Origin of the sequence: Novosphingobium sp. ZW T3_23 (genome assembly GCF_044987305.1) — a bacterium.
Lineage (GTDB): Bacteria > Pseudomonadota > Alphaproteobacteria > Sphingomonadales > Sphingomonadaceae > Novosphingobium.
Genome location: NZ_JBJDRF010000026.1, coordinates 1 through 13,535, shown reverse-complemented (window position 1 = coordinate 13,535; position 13,535 = coordinate 1). Strand labels below are relative to the sequence as shown.

14 protein-coding genes and 1 tRNA gene are annotated in these 13,535 nt (G+C 65.8%); 5 read left to right on the top strand and 10 right to left on the bottom strand.

From position 1 onward, the window contains the following. Positions 1-72 precede the first annotated feature (72 nt). The 5 genes from ACI3K3_RS14205 to ACI3K3_RS14185 are packed head-to-tail and all read right to left on the bottom strand — an operon-like array spanning position 73 to position 4,520. Positions 73-1,326: an adenosylmethionine--8-amino-7-oxononanoate transaminase gene (locus tag ACI3K3_RS14205; RefSeq protein ID WP_404914734.1), complete on the bottom strand. Its 1,254-nt coding sequence runs from the start codon at positions 1,324-1,326 to the stop codon at positions 73-75. After that, positions 1,323-1,982, bottom strand: a complete 660-nt coding sequence (gene bioD / locus ACI3K3_RS14200; RefSeq protein WP_404914732.1) for a dethiobiotin synthase — start codon at positions 1,980-1,982, stop codon at positions 1,323-1,325. Before bioD ends, ACI3K3_RS14205 begins: the two co-directional genes overlap by 4 nt. Further along, on the bottom strand, positions 1,979-2,743 hold the full coding sequence (locus ACI3K3_RS14195; protein ID WP_404914730.1) for a methyltransferase domain-containing protein: 765 nt from the start codon (positions 2,741-2,743) through the stop codon (positions 1,979-1,981). The genes bioD and ACI3K3_RS14195 overlap by 4 nt, the downstream gene beginning before the upstream one ends. Continuing rightward, entirely contained in the window at positions 2,740-3,360 is a 621-nt protein-coding gene (locus ACI3K3_RS14190; protein ID WP_404914728.1) for an alpha/beta fold hydrolase, read from the bottom strand. The genes ACI3K3_RS14195 and ACI3K3_RS14190 overlap by 4 nt, the downstream gene beginning before the upstream one ends. Then, the gene (locus ACI3K3_RS14185; protein WP_404914726.1) at positions 3,357-4,520 is read right to left on the bottom strand and encodes an aminotransferase class I/II-fold pyridoxal phosphate-dependent enzyme; all 1,164 of its coding nucleotides are present in this window, start codon (positions 4,518-4,520) and stop codon (positions 3,357-3,359) included. Before ACI3K3_RS14185 ends, ACI3K3_RS14190 begins: the two co-directional genes overlap by 4 nt. A 143-nt stretch (positions 4,521-4,663) precedes the next feature. On the opposite strand from ACI3K3_RS14185, the gene ACI3K3_RS14180 reads away from it, so the two are divergent. Both ACI3K3_RS14180 and ACI3K3_RS14175 read left to right on the top strand, forming a co-directional pair. Further along, complete coding sequence (locus ACI3K3_RS14180; RefSeq protein ID WP_404914724.1) at positions 4,664-5,740, top strand: L,D-transpeptidase family protein; 1,077 nt, start codon at positions 4,664-4,666, stop codon at positions 5,738-5,740. A 116-nt stretch (positions 5,741-5,856) separates the two neighbouring features. Beyond that, the gene (locus ACI3K3_RS14175; RefSeq protein ID WP_404914722.1) at positions 5,857-6,357 is read left to right on the top strand and encodes a hypothetical protein; all 501 of its coding nucleotides are present in this window, start codon (positions 5,857-5,859) and stop codon (positions 6,355-6,357) included. A 195-nt stretch (positions 6,358-6,552) separates the two neighbouring features. Here ACI3K3_RS14175 and ACI3K3_RS14170 read toward each other — a convergent pair whose 3' ends face one another. From ACI3K3_RS14170 to ACI3K3_RS14160, 3 genes are all read right to left on the bottom strand, one after another. Further along, entirely contained in the window at positions 6,553-6,759 is a 207-nt protein-coding gene (locus ACI3K3_RS14170; RefSeq protein ID WP_404914720.1) for a hypothetical protein, read from the bottom strand. Then, a complete protein-coding gene (locus ACI3K3_RS14165; RefSeq protein ID WP_404914718.1) occupies positions 6,759-6,953 on the bottom strand; it encodes a DUF4169 family protein in 195 nt (64 codons plus the stop codon). Before ACI3K3_RS14165 ends, ACI3K3_RS14170 begins: the two co-directional genes overlap by 1 nt. Before the next feature lie 72 nt (positions 6,954-7,025). After that, entirely contained in the window at positions 7,026-7,271 is a 246-nt protein-coding gene (locus ACI3K3_RS14160) for a GlsB/YeaQ/YmgE family stress response membrane protein (RefSeq protein ID WP_404914716.1), read from the bottom strand. 1,088 nt (positions 7,272-8,359) lie between these two features. Between ACI3K3_RS14160 and ACI3K3_RS14155 the strand changes: the two genes are divergently transcribed. The 3 genes from ACI3K3_RS14155 (at position 8,360) to ACI3K3_RS14145 (ending at position 12,045) form a co-directional block, all read left to right on the top strand. Continuing rightward, positions 8,360-10,273, top strand: coding sequence for a ribonucleoside-diphosphate reductase subunit alpha (locus ACI3K3_RS14155; protein WP_404914836.1), 1,914 nt, complete (start codon positions 8,360-8,362; stop codon positions 10,271-10,273). 148 nt (positions 10,274-10,421) lie between these two features. Continuing rightward, the gene (locus ACI3K3_RS14150; RefSeq protein WP_404914834.1) at positions 10,422-11,420 is read left to right on the top strand and encodes a rhodanese-related sulfurtransferase; all 999 of its coding nucleotides are present in this window, start codon (positions 10,422-10,424) and stop codon (positions 11,418-11,420) included. Next, positions 11,410-12,045 (top strand): glutathione S-transferase, encoded by a 636-nt coding sequence (locus ACI3K3_RS14145; protein WP_404914714.1) that lies wholly within the window; start codon positions 11,410-11,412, stop codon positions 12,043-12,045. Before ACI3K3_RS14150 ends, ACI3K3_RS14145 begins: the two co-directional genes overlap by 11 nt. A gap of 20 nt (positions 12,046-12,065) precedes the next feature. Here ACI3K3_RS14145 and ACI3K3_RS14140 read toward each other — a convergent pair. Continuing rightward, positions 12,066-12,141, bottom strand: a tRNA-Thr gene (locus tag ACI3K3_RS14140). Positions 12,142-12,263: 122 nt separating this feature from the next. Further along, on the bottom strand, positions 12,264-13,535 hold a 1,272-nt coding region (locus ACI3K3_RS14135), incomplete at its 5' end, for a hypothetical protein (RefSeq protein ID WP_404914712.1).

Genomic DNA, 13,535 nt, shown 5'->3' with positions numbered 1-13,535 from the left:
AGGGCGCTTTTTCGAAAGCTATCGCCTGAAGAACTGGCAGCGGTCCCGGATCAAGTCCGGGACGACGTTACCTCAAAACGAAATCACCGCTTCCCCGATGGCATCCCACACCTGCGCAAGCTGATCGTCCGTAATGCAGTAGGGCGGCATGACGTAGACGGTGTTCCCCAGCGGCCTCAGCAGCACGTTCCGCTCGCGGAAGAAGGCCATGAGGCGCGGCGCCAGGTCGCTCATGTAGCCGCTGGTGCCCGAGGTCTTGAGGTCGAGCGCGGCAATGGTGCCGATCGTGCGCGGATTGTCGAAATGGCAGAACTGGCCGAGCTTTTCGATCCAGGCGGCCTGCTTGCCCGCAAGTGCGGCGATGCGGTCCAGCACCGGTTCCTTGCGCCAGAGCGCCAGGTTGGCGGCGGCGGCGGCGCAGGCGATTGGGTTTGCGGTGTAGCTGGAGGAATGGAAGAACATCCGGGCGCGGTCGGTGGAATAGTGCGCCTCGAAGATCGGTTCGCTGGCCATCGTCACCGCAAGCGGCACCGCGCCGCCGGTGAGCCCTTTCGAGAGGCAGAGGATATCGGGGACGATCCCGGCCTGCTCGCAGGCGAGCAGGGTGCCGGTGCGGCCCCAGGCGGTCATCACCTCATCGGCGATGAAGAGCACGCCGTGCCGCGCGCAGATCGCGTGCATCGCCGCCAGCGTAGCCGGGGCATAGACCAGCATGCCGCCCGCGCCGAGGATCAGCGGCTCGACGATCAGGGCGGCGGTATCCGGCTGGCGGCAGATCGCTTCCAATGCGTCCAGCGTTGCCTGTTCGGCTCCGGCGGCGGGGAAGGGAATACGGCCGACGTCGAACAGCAACGGCTCGTAGGGCTGGTTGAAGACGCCCCGTTCACCCACCGACATCGCGCCGATGGTGTCGCCGTGATAGGAGTTTTCCATCACCACGATGCGGTGGCGGTTCTCGCCGCGCCAGTGCCAGTAGCCGAGCGCCATCTTCAGCGCGACTTCCACGCTGGTAGATCCCGAATCGGAGAAGAAAACCCGCGTCAGGCTTTCCGGCATGATGGCGCGAAGCCCGGCCGCTACCTGCTCGGCGGGCTCGTGAGTCCATCCGGCGAAGATGATCTGGTCCAGCTTACCCGCCTGTTCCGCGATCGCGGCCTTGATACGCGGATGGGAATGACCGTGCGTGGTCACCCACCATGACGACACGGCATCCACCACCGACCGGCCGTCCGAGGTATGGAGCAGTGCGCCCTCGGCATGGGTGACGAGCGGGACCGGTTCCTCCAGGCCGTGTTGCGTGAAAGGGTGCCAGACCGACGATGTCATGCTCTGAAGTCCTCCCTGAAATCCTCGACGCGCCTGAAATCCTCGACGAGGAAGTTTTCGGAGAAGGCCTGGGCCAGGTTCTCCGGGGTCAGCGAGGCCAGACGGGGCAGGCGGCCGAGCCGGCGGACTTGCGCCATGGCGCAGATCGTCGCCTCGCTATCCTCCACCGGATCGCCGACGAAGGCCACGCCCAGCACGTCCACGCCGCGTGCGCGAAGGGCCTCGATCGAGAGCAGCGAATGGTTGATCGTGCCCAGCACCGTGCGTGCCACCAGCACCACCGGGGCCTTCCATCGTGCGAACTGATCGGCATAAGTGGACGTGCGCGTGAGGGGAACCATGACCCCGCCGGCGCCCTCTACCACCAGCGGCCCGTCGACCCGAGGCAGGGCAAGACGTTCGGGATCGATCTCCACGCCGTCGATCTCGGCGGCGAGGTGCGGCGAGCACGGCGTCGCAAGCCGATAGGCTTCGGGCAGAATATGGCCCGCGGGCAGGCCGGAGAGACGCGCGACGCGGTCTCCATCGCCGCCGTCTTCCTCAAGGCCGGCCTGGACCGGCTTCCAGTAATGCGCGCCTAGCGCCCCCGCCAGCGCGGCGGCGAACACGGTCTTGCCGATCTCGGTATCGGTTCCGGTGACGATAAGAGGTCTCATGAAGAAATCGGTTTCCGGTGTAAGTGGCAGGTCACGACTTCGTAAGTCACACTGCATCCGTTTTGGGGGCATCCGCCTTGCGCGAACCTTGCCATGACGCGGCGAAGCTGGCCCGGCGACAGGGGGCGGTGGCCGGCATCGGCGGTCTGGGCGCCGATCGCCTTGAGCGCGTGGAGGAATGCCAGCGGATCGGCATGATGATCGACGTGATCGCGAACCTCATCGACCAGATCGCCGAAAGCCGCGACGCTTGCGAAGCGGGGCGTGCCGGGCACCAGCCCTTCCGCCTCATGCGCCTTGCGCCATTCCGCGAAGCTGCCGGGGCCGAGCGTGGTGATCATCAGGTGCCCCCCAGGCGCCAGCCAGCCCGCCATGCGCGACAGCGCGGCCGGGGCATCGTCGAACCATTGCACTGCCAGGCTGGAGCAGATCAGGTCGAAAGGTCCGCCTTCGGGCGCGCCGTATTCTCCGTCCAGCACGGCGAAGCGATGCCTGCCGCCGGCGCCCAGGCGGCTACGACAGCGTTCCAGCATCTCGGGCGAAAGATCGGTGACGAGCCAGTCGCCGCCACGCGCGGCGAGCGCTTGCGTGAGAAAGCCGGTGCCGCATCCGATCTCCAGCACGCGCGAGTTCTGCGGCAGGTCTAGCGCGGCGATCCGGTCCGCCAGTGCCTGCGCGACCTCGCGCTGGATGCGGGCATTGCCGTCGTAGTCGGGCGCGGCGGCGAAGGCGCGGCCGACACGTTCACGCGGAACGTTCATGCCAGCGCTCCCATCGCTTCGCGCACGATCTCCGCGCAGAATTCCGGGGCTTCCAGCGGCAGGAGGTGACCGCCCGCTTCGCATTCGATCCGGCGCACGGCCGCTTGCGGGAAAACCTGCGCCCGCATCGCTTCCGGCAGGATGGGGTCATGTCCGCCCTGAAGCGACAGGATCGGCACGGTCGGCAGAGCAGCCTCCTCGTCTCGCAGGCGAAGGAGGTCGCCATGCAGGAGGGTGGCATCGATCTCGTCGAAATGCGCTTCCGCGCCGCATTGGCGGCGGAATTCCCCGAGTACGGCGCGCGGGTCTTCGCCGAAGCGTCGCACCATGCGGTCGATCACGCGGATCGGCACGCCGGGGCGGTCCGGCCGGGCCGAAAACCGATCGAAGCCGTTGATGGCGACGATGCCGACGAGGCCCGGCGGAGGCGCGGCCAGCACGCGCATCGCGCCGAAGGAATGTGTGACGGCGAGGGACGGGCCATCCACGGTTATGATCCGGGGGCTGCCGAAGTAGCCCCGATCGTCGATGGCCTGCGGAAGGTCTGCCAGAAGGCGGGCCAGCGGCGTCCAGACCGAGCCGTCGAAGCCCCAGCCGTGGGCGAAGAGCAGTTTCACCGGGAGGCCTCGATCGCATTCAGCAGGGTGTCGACGTCGCTCTCCGCGTGCGTGGCGCGCAGCGCCAGCCGCAGGCGACTGGTGCCGGGCGGGACCGTGGGCGGCCGGATTGCCGAGGCCAGCAGCCCGCTTTCCTCTAGCTTGCGCGAGATGTCGAGCGCGGCGGTTTCGGCACCGATCACGGCAGGCACGATCTGCGTGCTCGACGCGCCGTGATCGATGCCCAGCGTGGCGAGGCCGGAACGCAGGCGATCGCCGAGCGCTGCAAGGTGTGCGCGCTCCGCCTCCATGCCGGGCACGAGATCGAGCGCGGCGTCTATCGCGCCCAGCACGGCTGGCGGCGGCGCGGTGGTGAAGATGAAGCCGCTCGCGGTGTTGACGAGGTAGTCGATCATCACCCGAGAACCCGCGACATAAGCGCCGAAGCCGCCCAAGGCCTTGCTGAAAGTGCCCATAATCAGGTCGATGGCGCCGGGTGCTTCCGCCGAAAGGCCGGCGCCGCCGGGGCCGAGAACGCCGGTGGCGTGGGCCTCGTCCACGAACAGGAAGGCCTGATGGCGGGCGGCGATCGCGGCGAGCCGGGCAATGTCCGCCCGGTCGCCGTCCATCGAGAACACGCTTTCGGTAAGGATCAGCCGCGCCGGTGCCTGGGCGCCCTTGCTGGAGAGCAGTTCCTCCAGGTGGTCGAGGTCGTTGTGGCGGAAGCGGTGCTGCCGGGTGCCGGAAATGGCGAGGCCCGCGTGCATCGATGCGTGGATCAGCCGGTCGGTGAACACCGCCGCGCCGGGCACGGCGGCGAGCAGCGCGGGGATGACCGCTGCGTTGGCCTGCCAGCCGCTGGCGAATACAAGCGCCGCTTCGGCATGTTTGAAGCGGGCGATGCGGGCTTCGATCGCCAGATGCGGCTCGCCGGTTCCCGTCACCAGCCGCGAGGCTCCGGAGCCGGTGCCGTGGGCCTCGGTCCAGACGCGGGCGCGCTCGATCAGCAGCGGGTGGCGGGCGAGGCCGAGATAATCGTTGCTGGAGAAATCGATCAGTTCGCGTCCGTCGCGCCGGATGCGGCCGTGGTCGTCTAGCGCGGCGGGCCGCAAGGTTCGGCGCTGTCCGGCCCGGTCGATCCGGTCGAGCGCCGCGGCAAAGAAGGAATCGAGCCTGCTCATCGGCCTAGCCGGTATGGCAAGCGAGCCTTCCGCACAATGGCAAGTGTTGGGGCAAGTGTTGAGGTAAGGGCGCGCGGGGGTGGAAGCCGTAGCGTTCCTCGTGCGTTGCAATGGGCAAGAGAAAAACAAAGGATACCCGCCTGATGCGAACCCTGCCGCTCTCCATTGCATCGCTTTCATTTGCCGCCATTCTCCTGCTATCCGCCTGCCATTCGGAAGATCGCGGCGACCGGGGCGGGCAGGAAGCGGCCCGCTCGGGCGATCCCATGGCCTTTGCCGATGCCCCCGGCGGCGGCGCGACCGAGGCGGCGGACAGCCTAGCCATGCGCGCCCAGGTAGCGCTCGATCGCGCCGGCTTCTCGCCCGGCGTGATCGACGGTGCGGAGAGCGGTTCCTACGCACTTGCCCTGAGAAGCTTCCAGGAGGCACGCGGCCTTCCGGCAAGCGGAAAGCTCGACCCGGCCACGCAGCAGGCACTGCTCTCGGGCAATCAGGGCGCCACCCGCAATGTCGTTATTCCCAGGGACTTTGCGCGCGGCCCGTTCTTCCCTGACCTGCCGAAGGACATGGCCGGACAGGCGAAGTTCGACCATCTTGGCTATCGCGCCATGTCCGAGGCCCTGGCAGAGCGCTTCCACACGACGCCCGAGACATTGCTGGCGCTCAACGGCCCCGGCACCGTGCTCGGCGCCGGGCGGACGATCCGCGTGCCCGACATTCCCGACGCCGCACTGGCGCAAATCCCGGACGACAAGACCGGCTGGGCCAAGACCCTGCAGAGTCTGGGCGTTCAGGGCGAGCAGCTGAAGGCCGATCATATCGTGGTCGACAAGTCCGATGGCGCGCTGCGGGTCTACGATGCGGCGAACAAGCTGGTCGCCCAGTTCCCGGTCACTACCGGCAGTGGGCATGATCCGCTGCCGCTCGGCACCTGGAAGATCGTGGGCGAGGCGCGCAACCCGGACTATCACTTCAACCCGGACCTGTTCTGGGATGCGAAAAAGAATGCCAAGGACAAGCTGCTGCCCCCGGGGCCGAACGGGCCGGTGGGCGTGGTCTGGCTCGACTTGTCCAAGGAGCATTACGGCATCCACGGCACGCCGGAACCGCAGAACATCGGCAAGACCGAGAGCCATGGCTGCGTGCGCCTGACCAACTGGGATGCGGCGCGGCTGGCGCAGATGGTCTCGGCAGGCACGAAGGTCGTGTTCCAGGCCTGAGCGGGATGGACGGAGCCTGGGCCGGGGTGGATCGAATCCCCCCGCCTTGCGCGCCGGCAGGCTGGAATCCTAGGCCTCTCCGGAGAATGCTTACGTTTTCAGATCAAGGACCTGCCATGAAATTCCGTCCCGCCGCCTTCCTCAGCGCCATCGCCACACTTGCCGCGACCGGTGCCGCTCTGGTCGCAACGCCTGCCGCGGCTGGAGTGACCGCCGAGGCCAATGTGGCGCGTTCGGAAGGCGACTGGGGCGGCGAGCTTGCGGTGGGCATGCCGGTGATCTCGGACGGCGGCTTCAGCATCACGCCCGCCGCCGGCGTGTTCTTCCACCACCGCGACCATCCCGGCTATTTCAACGACGATTCGCAGTGCTTCAGCCGGGACAGCGGCGACCGCGTGTCGGACGGCAAGTGCGACAATTCCGGCACCAGGTTCTTCGGCAAGGTGGAAGCCATGTATCGCCTGCCGATGGCTCTGGGCTTCGGCGTGGGCGCTCGCCTGATCGGTGACGATCTGCGCGCTTATGGCACCGTTTCCATGCCGATCCTGCCCCGGATCGACGTGAAGGGCAATTTCGGCGATCACTATCTGGCAGCCGGCCTGCAAGCGCGGTTCTAAGAGTCTGTTCGGAAAATGCCCGAGAGGGCATTTTCGTTGCGGCACCAGCCTACGCCCCCACCCTACCACCCAACGGTAGTATCCTGCGGGTGGTAGGGTGGGGGCGTGGGCTGGTGCCGCAAAATTCGCTTTCAGCGAATTTCCAACGCTCTCTGACGGATACGAGTGGCCTGCCGACGAGCTTGCATTCGAAGGCTACCAGCCTTCGACGAGATCGAGGTAGGCCACCACATCGTTGTCGGTGGCGATGAACAGGCCTTCCTGAACATCCTCGCTCTGCTGCGCGGCGAGGTTCATGGCTTCGGTCAGCGAGCCGTAGAACAGCGTGCTGGCAGCGCCGCCTTCCGACCCGGAATCCAGGTGGTAAAGGCGCACGCTGGCTTCGAGATAAGTCGTGCGCATCAGTTGGAGCCGTCCTCGGGCCGCTCGCGTTTCGCTCCGTCCACGACGCGATCGAGGCGCGCCGTTTCGGCTTCGGCGGCATCGCGCTCGGACTTGGTGCGGCCGTGGCGGGCGCGGCTGGCCTGCGCCTGCTGTTGCGCGGCGTCGCGTGTCCTGGCCTTGCGAGCCATGCGGAGATTGATGATCTGGGCCATGGACGGCCTTTTACAGCGCGGACCCTTTCGGTGGAAGGCCCCGCGCTGCGCTCTGGGATCAGCTGTGGCGTATCAGAACGAGATGTTCAGGAGCCGGCCGAGGAAGATCAGCACGATCGCGCCGATCACCGAGGCGAGGCAACCGGCGCGCTGAAAGTCGGCGCTGCCGCGGGTCGTCACCAGGCCTGCGATCAGCGAGCCGCCGATACCCAGCAGGATCGTCGCGATCCAGCCCATCTCCACGGCGCCGGGGTAGAAGAACCGCGCCAGCACGCCGATGACGAGGCCGCTGATGATGGCGCCGATGATGTTGATCATGATTCGCGAAATCCTTCGAAAGACCGACTTTGGGCCTAGAAGTCGCGAAGTGCGCGACGGTTGCAAAAGGATTCCGGCAGAGGGCGGATTCGAACCGTCGAAATGTTAGGGAAGGCTCGTCTATGGCCCGGCATGATCCCAAGAGATGGGGCCATTTTGCCCAAGTTCTTCCACAAGAGGGAAATCTCCGAAAACGGGCACTCGTTTCATCGCAAGCGGGATTCGTTTCGCCGCCCGTTTTATGTGGAAAAATTTTTACCCGGAGCGTTGAAATAGCCCCTTGCACCAACGCCCGATGAAGGAGTTCTCACGCGTCGCACCGCCCCCTCCCTTGTAAAGAGGGAGGCTCTGCCCAGCTTACCCACAGAGCCTGCCCCCTTGCGTCAGAATGCAGAACAGGCACTATGGGTTGTGGCGCGTCGATCGCGGGGCATCTAGACCTAGAGAAAATCGTCCTTGGGCAGTCAGGTGCCCCGAAAGGCGGTTTTCCGGTGTCCAGGGCTTTTCGCGAAAAGCGCGCGCCAGAGTCGGCCCAGAGTAAACAGGGAATTCGTTCCCTGTTTGTGCTTGTTCGTGATATCCCGGTCGGCCCCTGGCCCTCTGGCGAATCGCGAAGGCTTCGAGCCGGCTCCGGTGCAATGCTGAACGCGCTTCTTGGCGCTTCGATGACGTTGGTTCGATCGGAACGGTCGATATCGGATTAGTTCGATCGTGATGATCGAAAGAGTGCGGCTCGGCAGGCCGTCGAAATTTTTGGACGGCCCGAACCGGCCGGCCTGAACGAACGGGGGCGACAATTGGATTTCAGGAACGGAAGCGACGCTGACGTGAACAGCTCCGACTTAGTGCAGGCAGATATGATTCAGGATGATGGGCAGGTTGAAATGCCCGGTTTCGAGCTTTCCCCCAAGGCTTCGGCCCCGAAGGCTCCGGCCCCAACGGCTCCGGCTCCCAAGGTCGAAGCGGCCCGCGAAGAGGTTCAACCCGCGCCGGTGAAGCTGGAGCGGATGAAGTCTGAAGCCGCCCGGCCGGTGAAGAAGGCTGCGGCGAAAAAAGAAATGGAGGCGGGCGAGAGCCCGGCAATCGCGATGGACAAGACCGATACCGCTACGGCCGCTCTTGTGGCCGACGCCATGCTGGCGGCCGCTGCTGCCGCTCCGGAAACCGCGAAGGCGCGTCCGGATTCGAAGACGATCAATGCCCGCCGCTTCGTCATCGTCACCGATGATTCGCGCGACGCGCTGCTGACCGACTTCGGCAAGGAAACGCTGGACGACCGCTACCTGCTGCCCGGCGAGAAGTACCAGGACCTGTTCGCCCGCGTGGCCGATGCCTATGCGGACGACCAGGACCACGCCCAGCGCCTCTACGACTACATCTCGAAGCTGTGGTTCATGCCTGCCACCCCCGTTCTCTCGAACGGCGGCACCGGCCGGGGCCTGCCGATCTCGTGCTACCTCAATTCGGTGGACGACAGCCTTGAAGGCATCGTTTCCACCTGGAACGAGAACGTCTGGCTCGCCTCGCGCGGCGGCGGCATCGGCACCTACTGGGGCAACGTGCGCGGCATCGGCGAGCCGGTGGGCCTCAACGGCAAGACCAGCGGCATCATCCCCTTCGTCCGCGTGATGGATTCGCTGACCCTGGCGATCTCGCAGGGTTCGCTGCGCCGCGGCTCGGCCGCCTGCTATCTCGACGTCTCGCACCCCGAGATCGAGGAGTTCCTGGAGATCCGCAAGACCTCCGGCGACTTCAACCGCAAGGCGCTGAACCTGCACCACGGCGTGCTGCTGACCGACGACTTCATGGAAGCCGTGCGCGACGGCCGCGATTTCGATCTCAAGAGCCCCAAGGACGGCTCGGTGCGCGGCACCGTCAACGCGCGTTCGCTGTTCCAGAAGCTGGTCGAGGTTCGCCTCGCCACCGGTGAGCCCTATCTGGTGTTCTCCGATACCGTGAACCGCACGATGCCCAAGCATCACCGCGATCTCGGTCTCAAGGTTTCGACTTCGAACCTCTGCTCGGAAATCACGCTGCCCACCGGCCGCGACCACTTGGGCAACGACCGTACGGCCGTCTGCTGCCTCTCCTCGCTCAACCTGGAAACCTGGGAAGAGTGGAAGGGCGAGAAGCGCTTCGTGGAAGACGTGCTGCGTTTCCTCGACAACGTCCTCCAGGACTACATCGACCGCGCCCCGGACGAGATGGCCCGCGCCCGTTATTCGGCGGCGCGCGAACGCTCGGTCGGCATGGGCGTCATGGGCTATCACTCGTACCTCCAGAAGCGCGGCATCGCCTTCGAGAGCGCGATGGCCAAGGCGCTGAACATGCAGATGTTCCAGCACATCGCCGCCAAGGCGGACGAGGCCTCGCTGCTGCTCGCCAACGAGCGCGGCCCGTGCCCGGATGCTGCCGACATGGGCGTGATGCAGCGCTTCAGCTGCAAGATGGCGATCGCGCCCACCGCGTCGATCTCGATCATCTGCGGCGGCACCTCCGCCTGCATCGAGCCGATCCCGGCGAACATCTACACGCACAAGACGCTCTCGGGCTCGTTCGTGGTGAAGAACCCCTATCTCCAGAAGCTGCTCGCCACGAAGAGCAAGGATTCCAACAATGTGTGGAATTCGATCCTGGAGCACGGCGGCTCGGTCCAGCACCTCGACTTCCTGACGCCGGACGAAAAGGCGGTCTACAAGACCAGCTTCGAAATCGACCAGCGCTGGCTGCTCGAATTCGCGGCCGATCGCACGCCCTATATCGACCAGGCGCAGTCGCTGAACCTGTTCATCCCGGCCGATGTCGACAAGTGGGATCTGATGATGCTGCACTTCCAGGCCTGGGAGAAGGGCATCAAGTCGCTCTATTACTTGCGCTCGAAGTCGGTGCAGCGCGCCGGCTTCGCGGGCGGTGGCGGCGTCGAGGCGGACAATACGCCCGAAGCGCCGAAGTTCGAGATCGGCGAGACGACCGACTACGACGAGTGTCTTGCCTGTCAATAATCCAGGCCTGCCAATAATCTGATTGCATTGGCGATTTTTCAGACGCCCCGGCAAGTCCAGCTTGCCGGGGCGTCTTCGTGTCGGCGTGGCATTCATTTTTGCGCAGTTCCGCGCTAAGGGCCGCGCCATGCAGAATGGCCATGCCCCAATGACCCCGCCCAGCGAGAATCCCGACCGCGCACCGATTTGCGTGGCGGCGCTCTATCAGTTCGCCCGCTTTGCGGATTTCGCCGCGCTGCGCCTTCCACTGCTGGCGCTCTGCGAGGAGGAGGGCATCAAGGGCACGTTGCTGCTCGCGGCCGAAGGCATCAACGGCACGATCGCCGGCAGCCACGAAGGCATCGCCCGCGTGCTGGCTCATGTACGGGCCTTGCCGGGCTGCGCGGATGTCGACGTGAAGCTTTCGGGCGCGGACGAGATGCCGTTCCACCGCATGAAGGTGCGCCTCAAGCGGGAGATCGTGACGATGGGGCAGCCCGACATCGACCCGCTGTCCATCGTCGGCACTTATGTCGAGCCGCAGGACTGGAACGCGCTGATCGCCGATCCCGACACGATCGTGATCGATACCCGCAACGACTACGAAGTCGCGGTCGGCACTTTCGCAGGCGCCATCGATCCGCGCACCGCCACCTTCCGGGACTTTCCCGAGTGGTTCCGTGCCGAGCGCGACAAGCTGCTCGCGGCAAGGGGCGACAGCGGCAAGCCGCCCAAGGTCGCGATGTTCTGCACCGGCGGCATCCGTTGCGAGAAGTCCACCGCCTTCCTCAAGCAGGAGGGCGTGGAGGACGTCTTCCACCTGAAGGGAGGCATTCTCAAGTATCTGGAGACGGTGCCCGAGGAGGAGAGCCTGTGGCAGGGCGAATGCTTCGTGTTCGACCAGCGCGTCACCATCGGCCATGGACTGGTGCAGGGCAGCCATGCCCTGTGCCACGCCTGCCGCCGCCCGGTAAACGCCCAGGACCAGTCCTCGCCGCTCTACGAGGAAGGGGTGAGCTGCCCCGCCTGCCACCACGAGCGCAGCGACGAGCAGCGCGCGTCCTACCGCGAACGTCACCGCCAGGAAGCGCTGGCCGCCGAACGCGGCGAACTTCACGTCGGCGCGGTGCGCAGGGCCGGTAGCGAGACGGAGCCCGATGCCGGCTGATCCCGTTCTCTACAGCTTCCGTCGCTGTCCTTACGCGATGCGGGCAAGGCTGGCGCTGCTGGTCAGCGGTGCGGCCTGCGCGTTGCGGGAAGTGAAGCTCTCCGCCAAGCCGGCGGCGATGCTGGAAGTCTCTCCGAAGGGCACGGTGCCGGTCCTCGTCCTTCCCGACGGCACGGTGATCGACCAGAGCCTCGACATCATGCGCTGGGCCTTGCAGCGCAACGATCCGGAGGGCTGGCTCGCGCGCGACGACGCAGCGCTGATCGCGGGCAACGACGGCCCGTTCAAGCACGACCTCGACCGCTACAAATATCCCGAACGCCTCGGAAGCGATGCCCTGGCACACCGCGAAAGCGGCCTCACGTTCCTGCGCGAACTCGACGCGCGCCTGGAACAAGGCGGCCAGCTCTGCGGCGAAGCTCGGGGGTTGGCCGACGCGGCGATCATGCCCTTCGTCCGCCAGTTCGCCGCAACCGATCCCGACTGGTTCGCGGCCCAGCCTCTGCCCTTCCTGCACAAGTGGCTAGGCGATCACCTGGCATCGCCCCTGTTCGCGGCAGCGATGCTCCGACTAGCCCCGTGGCAACCGGGAGACGAGCAAATCCGCTTCGCCGAAACGCTCTGAAACTTCAGGATGTGAGGAAGTGGTGCCGCTTACAGGATTCGAACCTGTGACCCCATCATTACGAATGATGTGCTCTACCAACTGAGCTAAAGCGGCTTGCCTTGATCGGTTCGGGGTGAATACCGTGCCGGGGCAGGGGGCGCCTTTACCGAGCGCGGCGAGATCGCGCAAGGGGCTTTGCGCCCAGTCACGATCATCTTTTTTGGATTTCTAGCCCGTCATAGGCCGAAGCGCAGTTTGATGGCGCGATATCGTTCCAGCAGCAGGGCGGCGCGTTCGTCGGGCGTTACTTTGGCGGTCGTGGCGGGCAGGTGGTTCGACAGGTCGGCGGCCTTCACCCGCCGCGTGCGGAACGTCGCCGGCTGCTGGCTCATCAGGTTGCGGTAGGTCAGGTTGCCGTCCGAAAAGCCCTGCGTGTCGAGCCAGTTGTGCACGCCGGGATCCCGATGGGAAAGAACGAGGCGGACCACGCCGTCTTCATCCACTTTCGTTCGGGCCGGCGTGTAGCTGACGGGGCGATGGAGGAAGTCCATCGATCCCATCAGCGCGCCGCCCATGCCGAACAGCCAGAAGCCTTCATGCCAATCCATCTCGACGATCAGCGCTTCGTCGGGTTCGAGGTGCCAGACCATGTGCGCGGCCATGCGTCCGCGCTTGGCATCGCTGGCGTCGTTGGCGGCCTTGTCCGGCGGGAACATGTTGAGGCTGGCCGGATCGCAGACCCCACGCGAGGTGAGCCAGGCGTGTTCGGGCCAGTCGCGCATCAGGCCGGTGACGAACGCCCCGGCCCAGTCCATCGCCTTGGCCATCTGCGCGGGCGAGGGCAGGGGGCGCGGGGCGGCCATGCCGATCCGTTCGATCGTGAGCGTCGTGGGCGTCTCGCCAAAGGCGTCGAAGGCTTCGCGGATGAACAGTTTGCGCGTTTCCGGGGTGGTGGGAAGCCAGTTCTTCCCTTGAGCGGGCCCCCCGATGGTCACTTCGAAGCGGCCATCCGCGTCGGCTTCGATCTGGTGGCCGAACAGGTTGGCTTCGGGAATGTCGCCGAAGGGTTCGTGGAGGCTGGGCCACTGGGTGCCGGGAATTTTTTCCGGGCGAGGGCCTTGCACCGTGATGTTGAGCCAGCGGGCCGTGCCGCGTTTGCCGATGAGGCGGTAGACGTGATCGCCGGAAATCCAGGCCTGACGGTAGGTGAAGTCGGCCAGGTCGCCGCCGAGCTTCATGGTGGGCGTGGTGAAGCGGTGGATTTGCGGGAAGGCGGGATCGCGCGTTTCCAGTGCGAGGTCGAAGGCCTGGCCGAGGTTCTGCGTCAGAAAGCGGAAGGCATCGGCGCGCTGGACTGGGTTCGATGGATTGGCGTCCTTGAAGGCGGACATTCCGGCGTGCTTCAACTGCTCGCAGAAGCTGTCCCACGCGGTCTTGAGAGCAGCGTCGTCGGTTCCGTCGCCATAGGCCATCGTGTCAGGCTCCCAATCGGGTGAGGAGGTCGGAGA

Coding starts and splice junctions, on each gene's coding strand:
- ACI3K3_RS14150 (WP_404914834.1), top strand. CDS start 10,422: ATGACCCCGCCCAGCGAGAATCCCGACCGCGCACCGATTTGCGTGGCG.
- ACI3K3_RS14185 (WP_404914726.1), bottom strand. CDS start 4,520: ATGAGCAGGCTCGATTCCTTCTTTGCCGCGGCGCTCGACCGGATCGAC.
- ACI3K3_RS14165 (WP_404914718.1), bottom strand. CDS start 6,953: ATGGCCCAGATCATCAATCTCCGCATGGCTCGCAAGGCCAGGACACGC.
- ACI3K3_RS14155 (WP_404914836.1), top strand. CDS start 8,360: ATGGACAAGACCGATACCGCTACGGCCGCTCTTGTGGCCGACGCCATG.
- ACI3K3_RS14170 (WP_404914720.1), bottom strand. CDS start 6,759: ATGCGCACGACTTATCTCGAAGCCAGCGTGCGCCTTTACCACCTGGAT.
- ACI3K3_RS14180 (WP_404914724.1), top strand. CDS start 4,664: ATGCGAACCCTGCCGCTCTCCATTGCATCGCTTTCATTTGCCGCCATT.
- ACI3K3_RS14195 (WP_404914730.1), bottom strand. CDS start 2,743: ATGAACGTTCCGCGTGAACGTGTCGGCCGCGCCTTCGCCGCCGCGCCC.
- ACI3K3_RS14175 (WP_404914722.1), top strand. CDS start 5,857: ATGAAATTCCGTCCCGCCGCCTTCCTCAGCGCCATCGCCACACTTGCC.
- ACI3K3_RS14160 (WP_404914716.1), bottom strand. CDS start 7,271: ATGATCAACATCATCGGCGCCATCATCAGCGGCCTCGTCATCGGCGTG.
- bioD (WP_404914732.1), bottom strand. CDS start 1,982: ATGAGACCTCTTATCGTCACCGGAACCGATACCGAGATCGGCAAGACC.
- ACI3K3_RS14205 (WP_404914734.1), bottom strand. CDS start 1,326: ATGACATCGTCGGTCTGGCACCCTTTCACGCAACACGGCCTGGAGGAA.
- ACI3K3_RS14145 (WP_404914714.1), top strand. CDS start 11,410: ATGCCGGCTGATCCCGTTCTCTACAGCTTCCGTCGCTGTCCTTACGCG.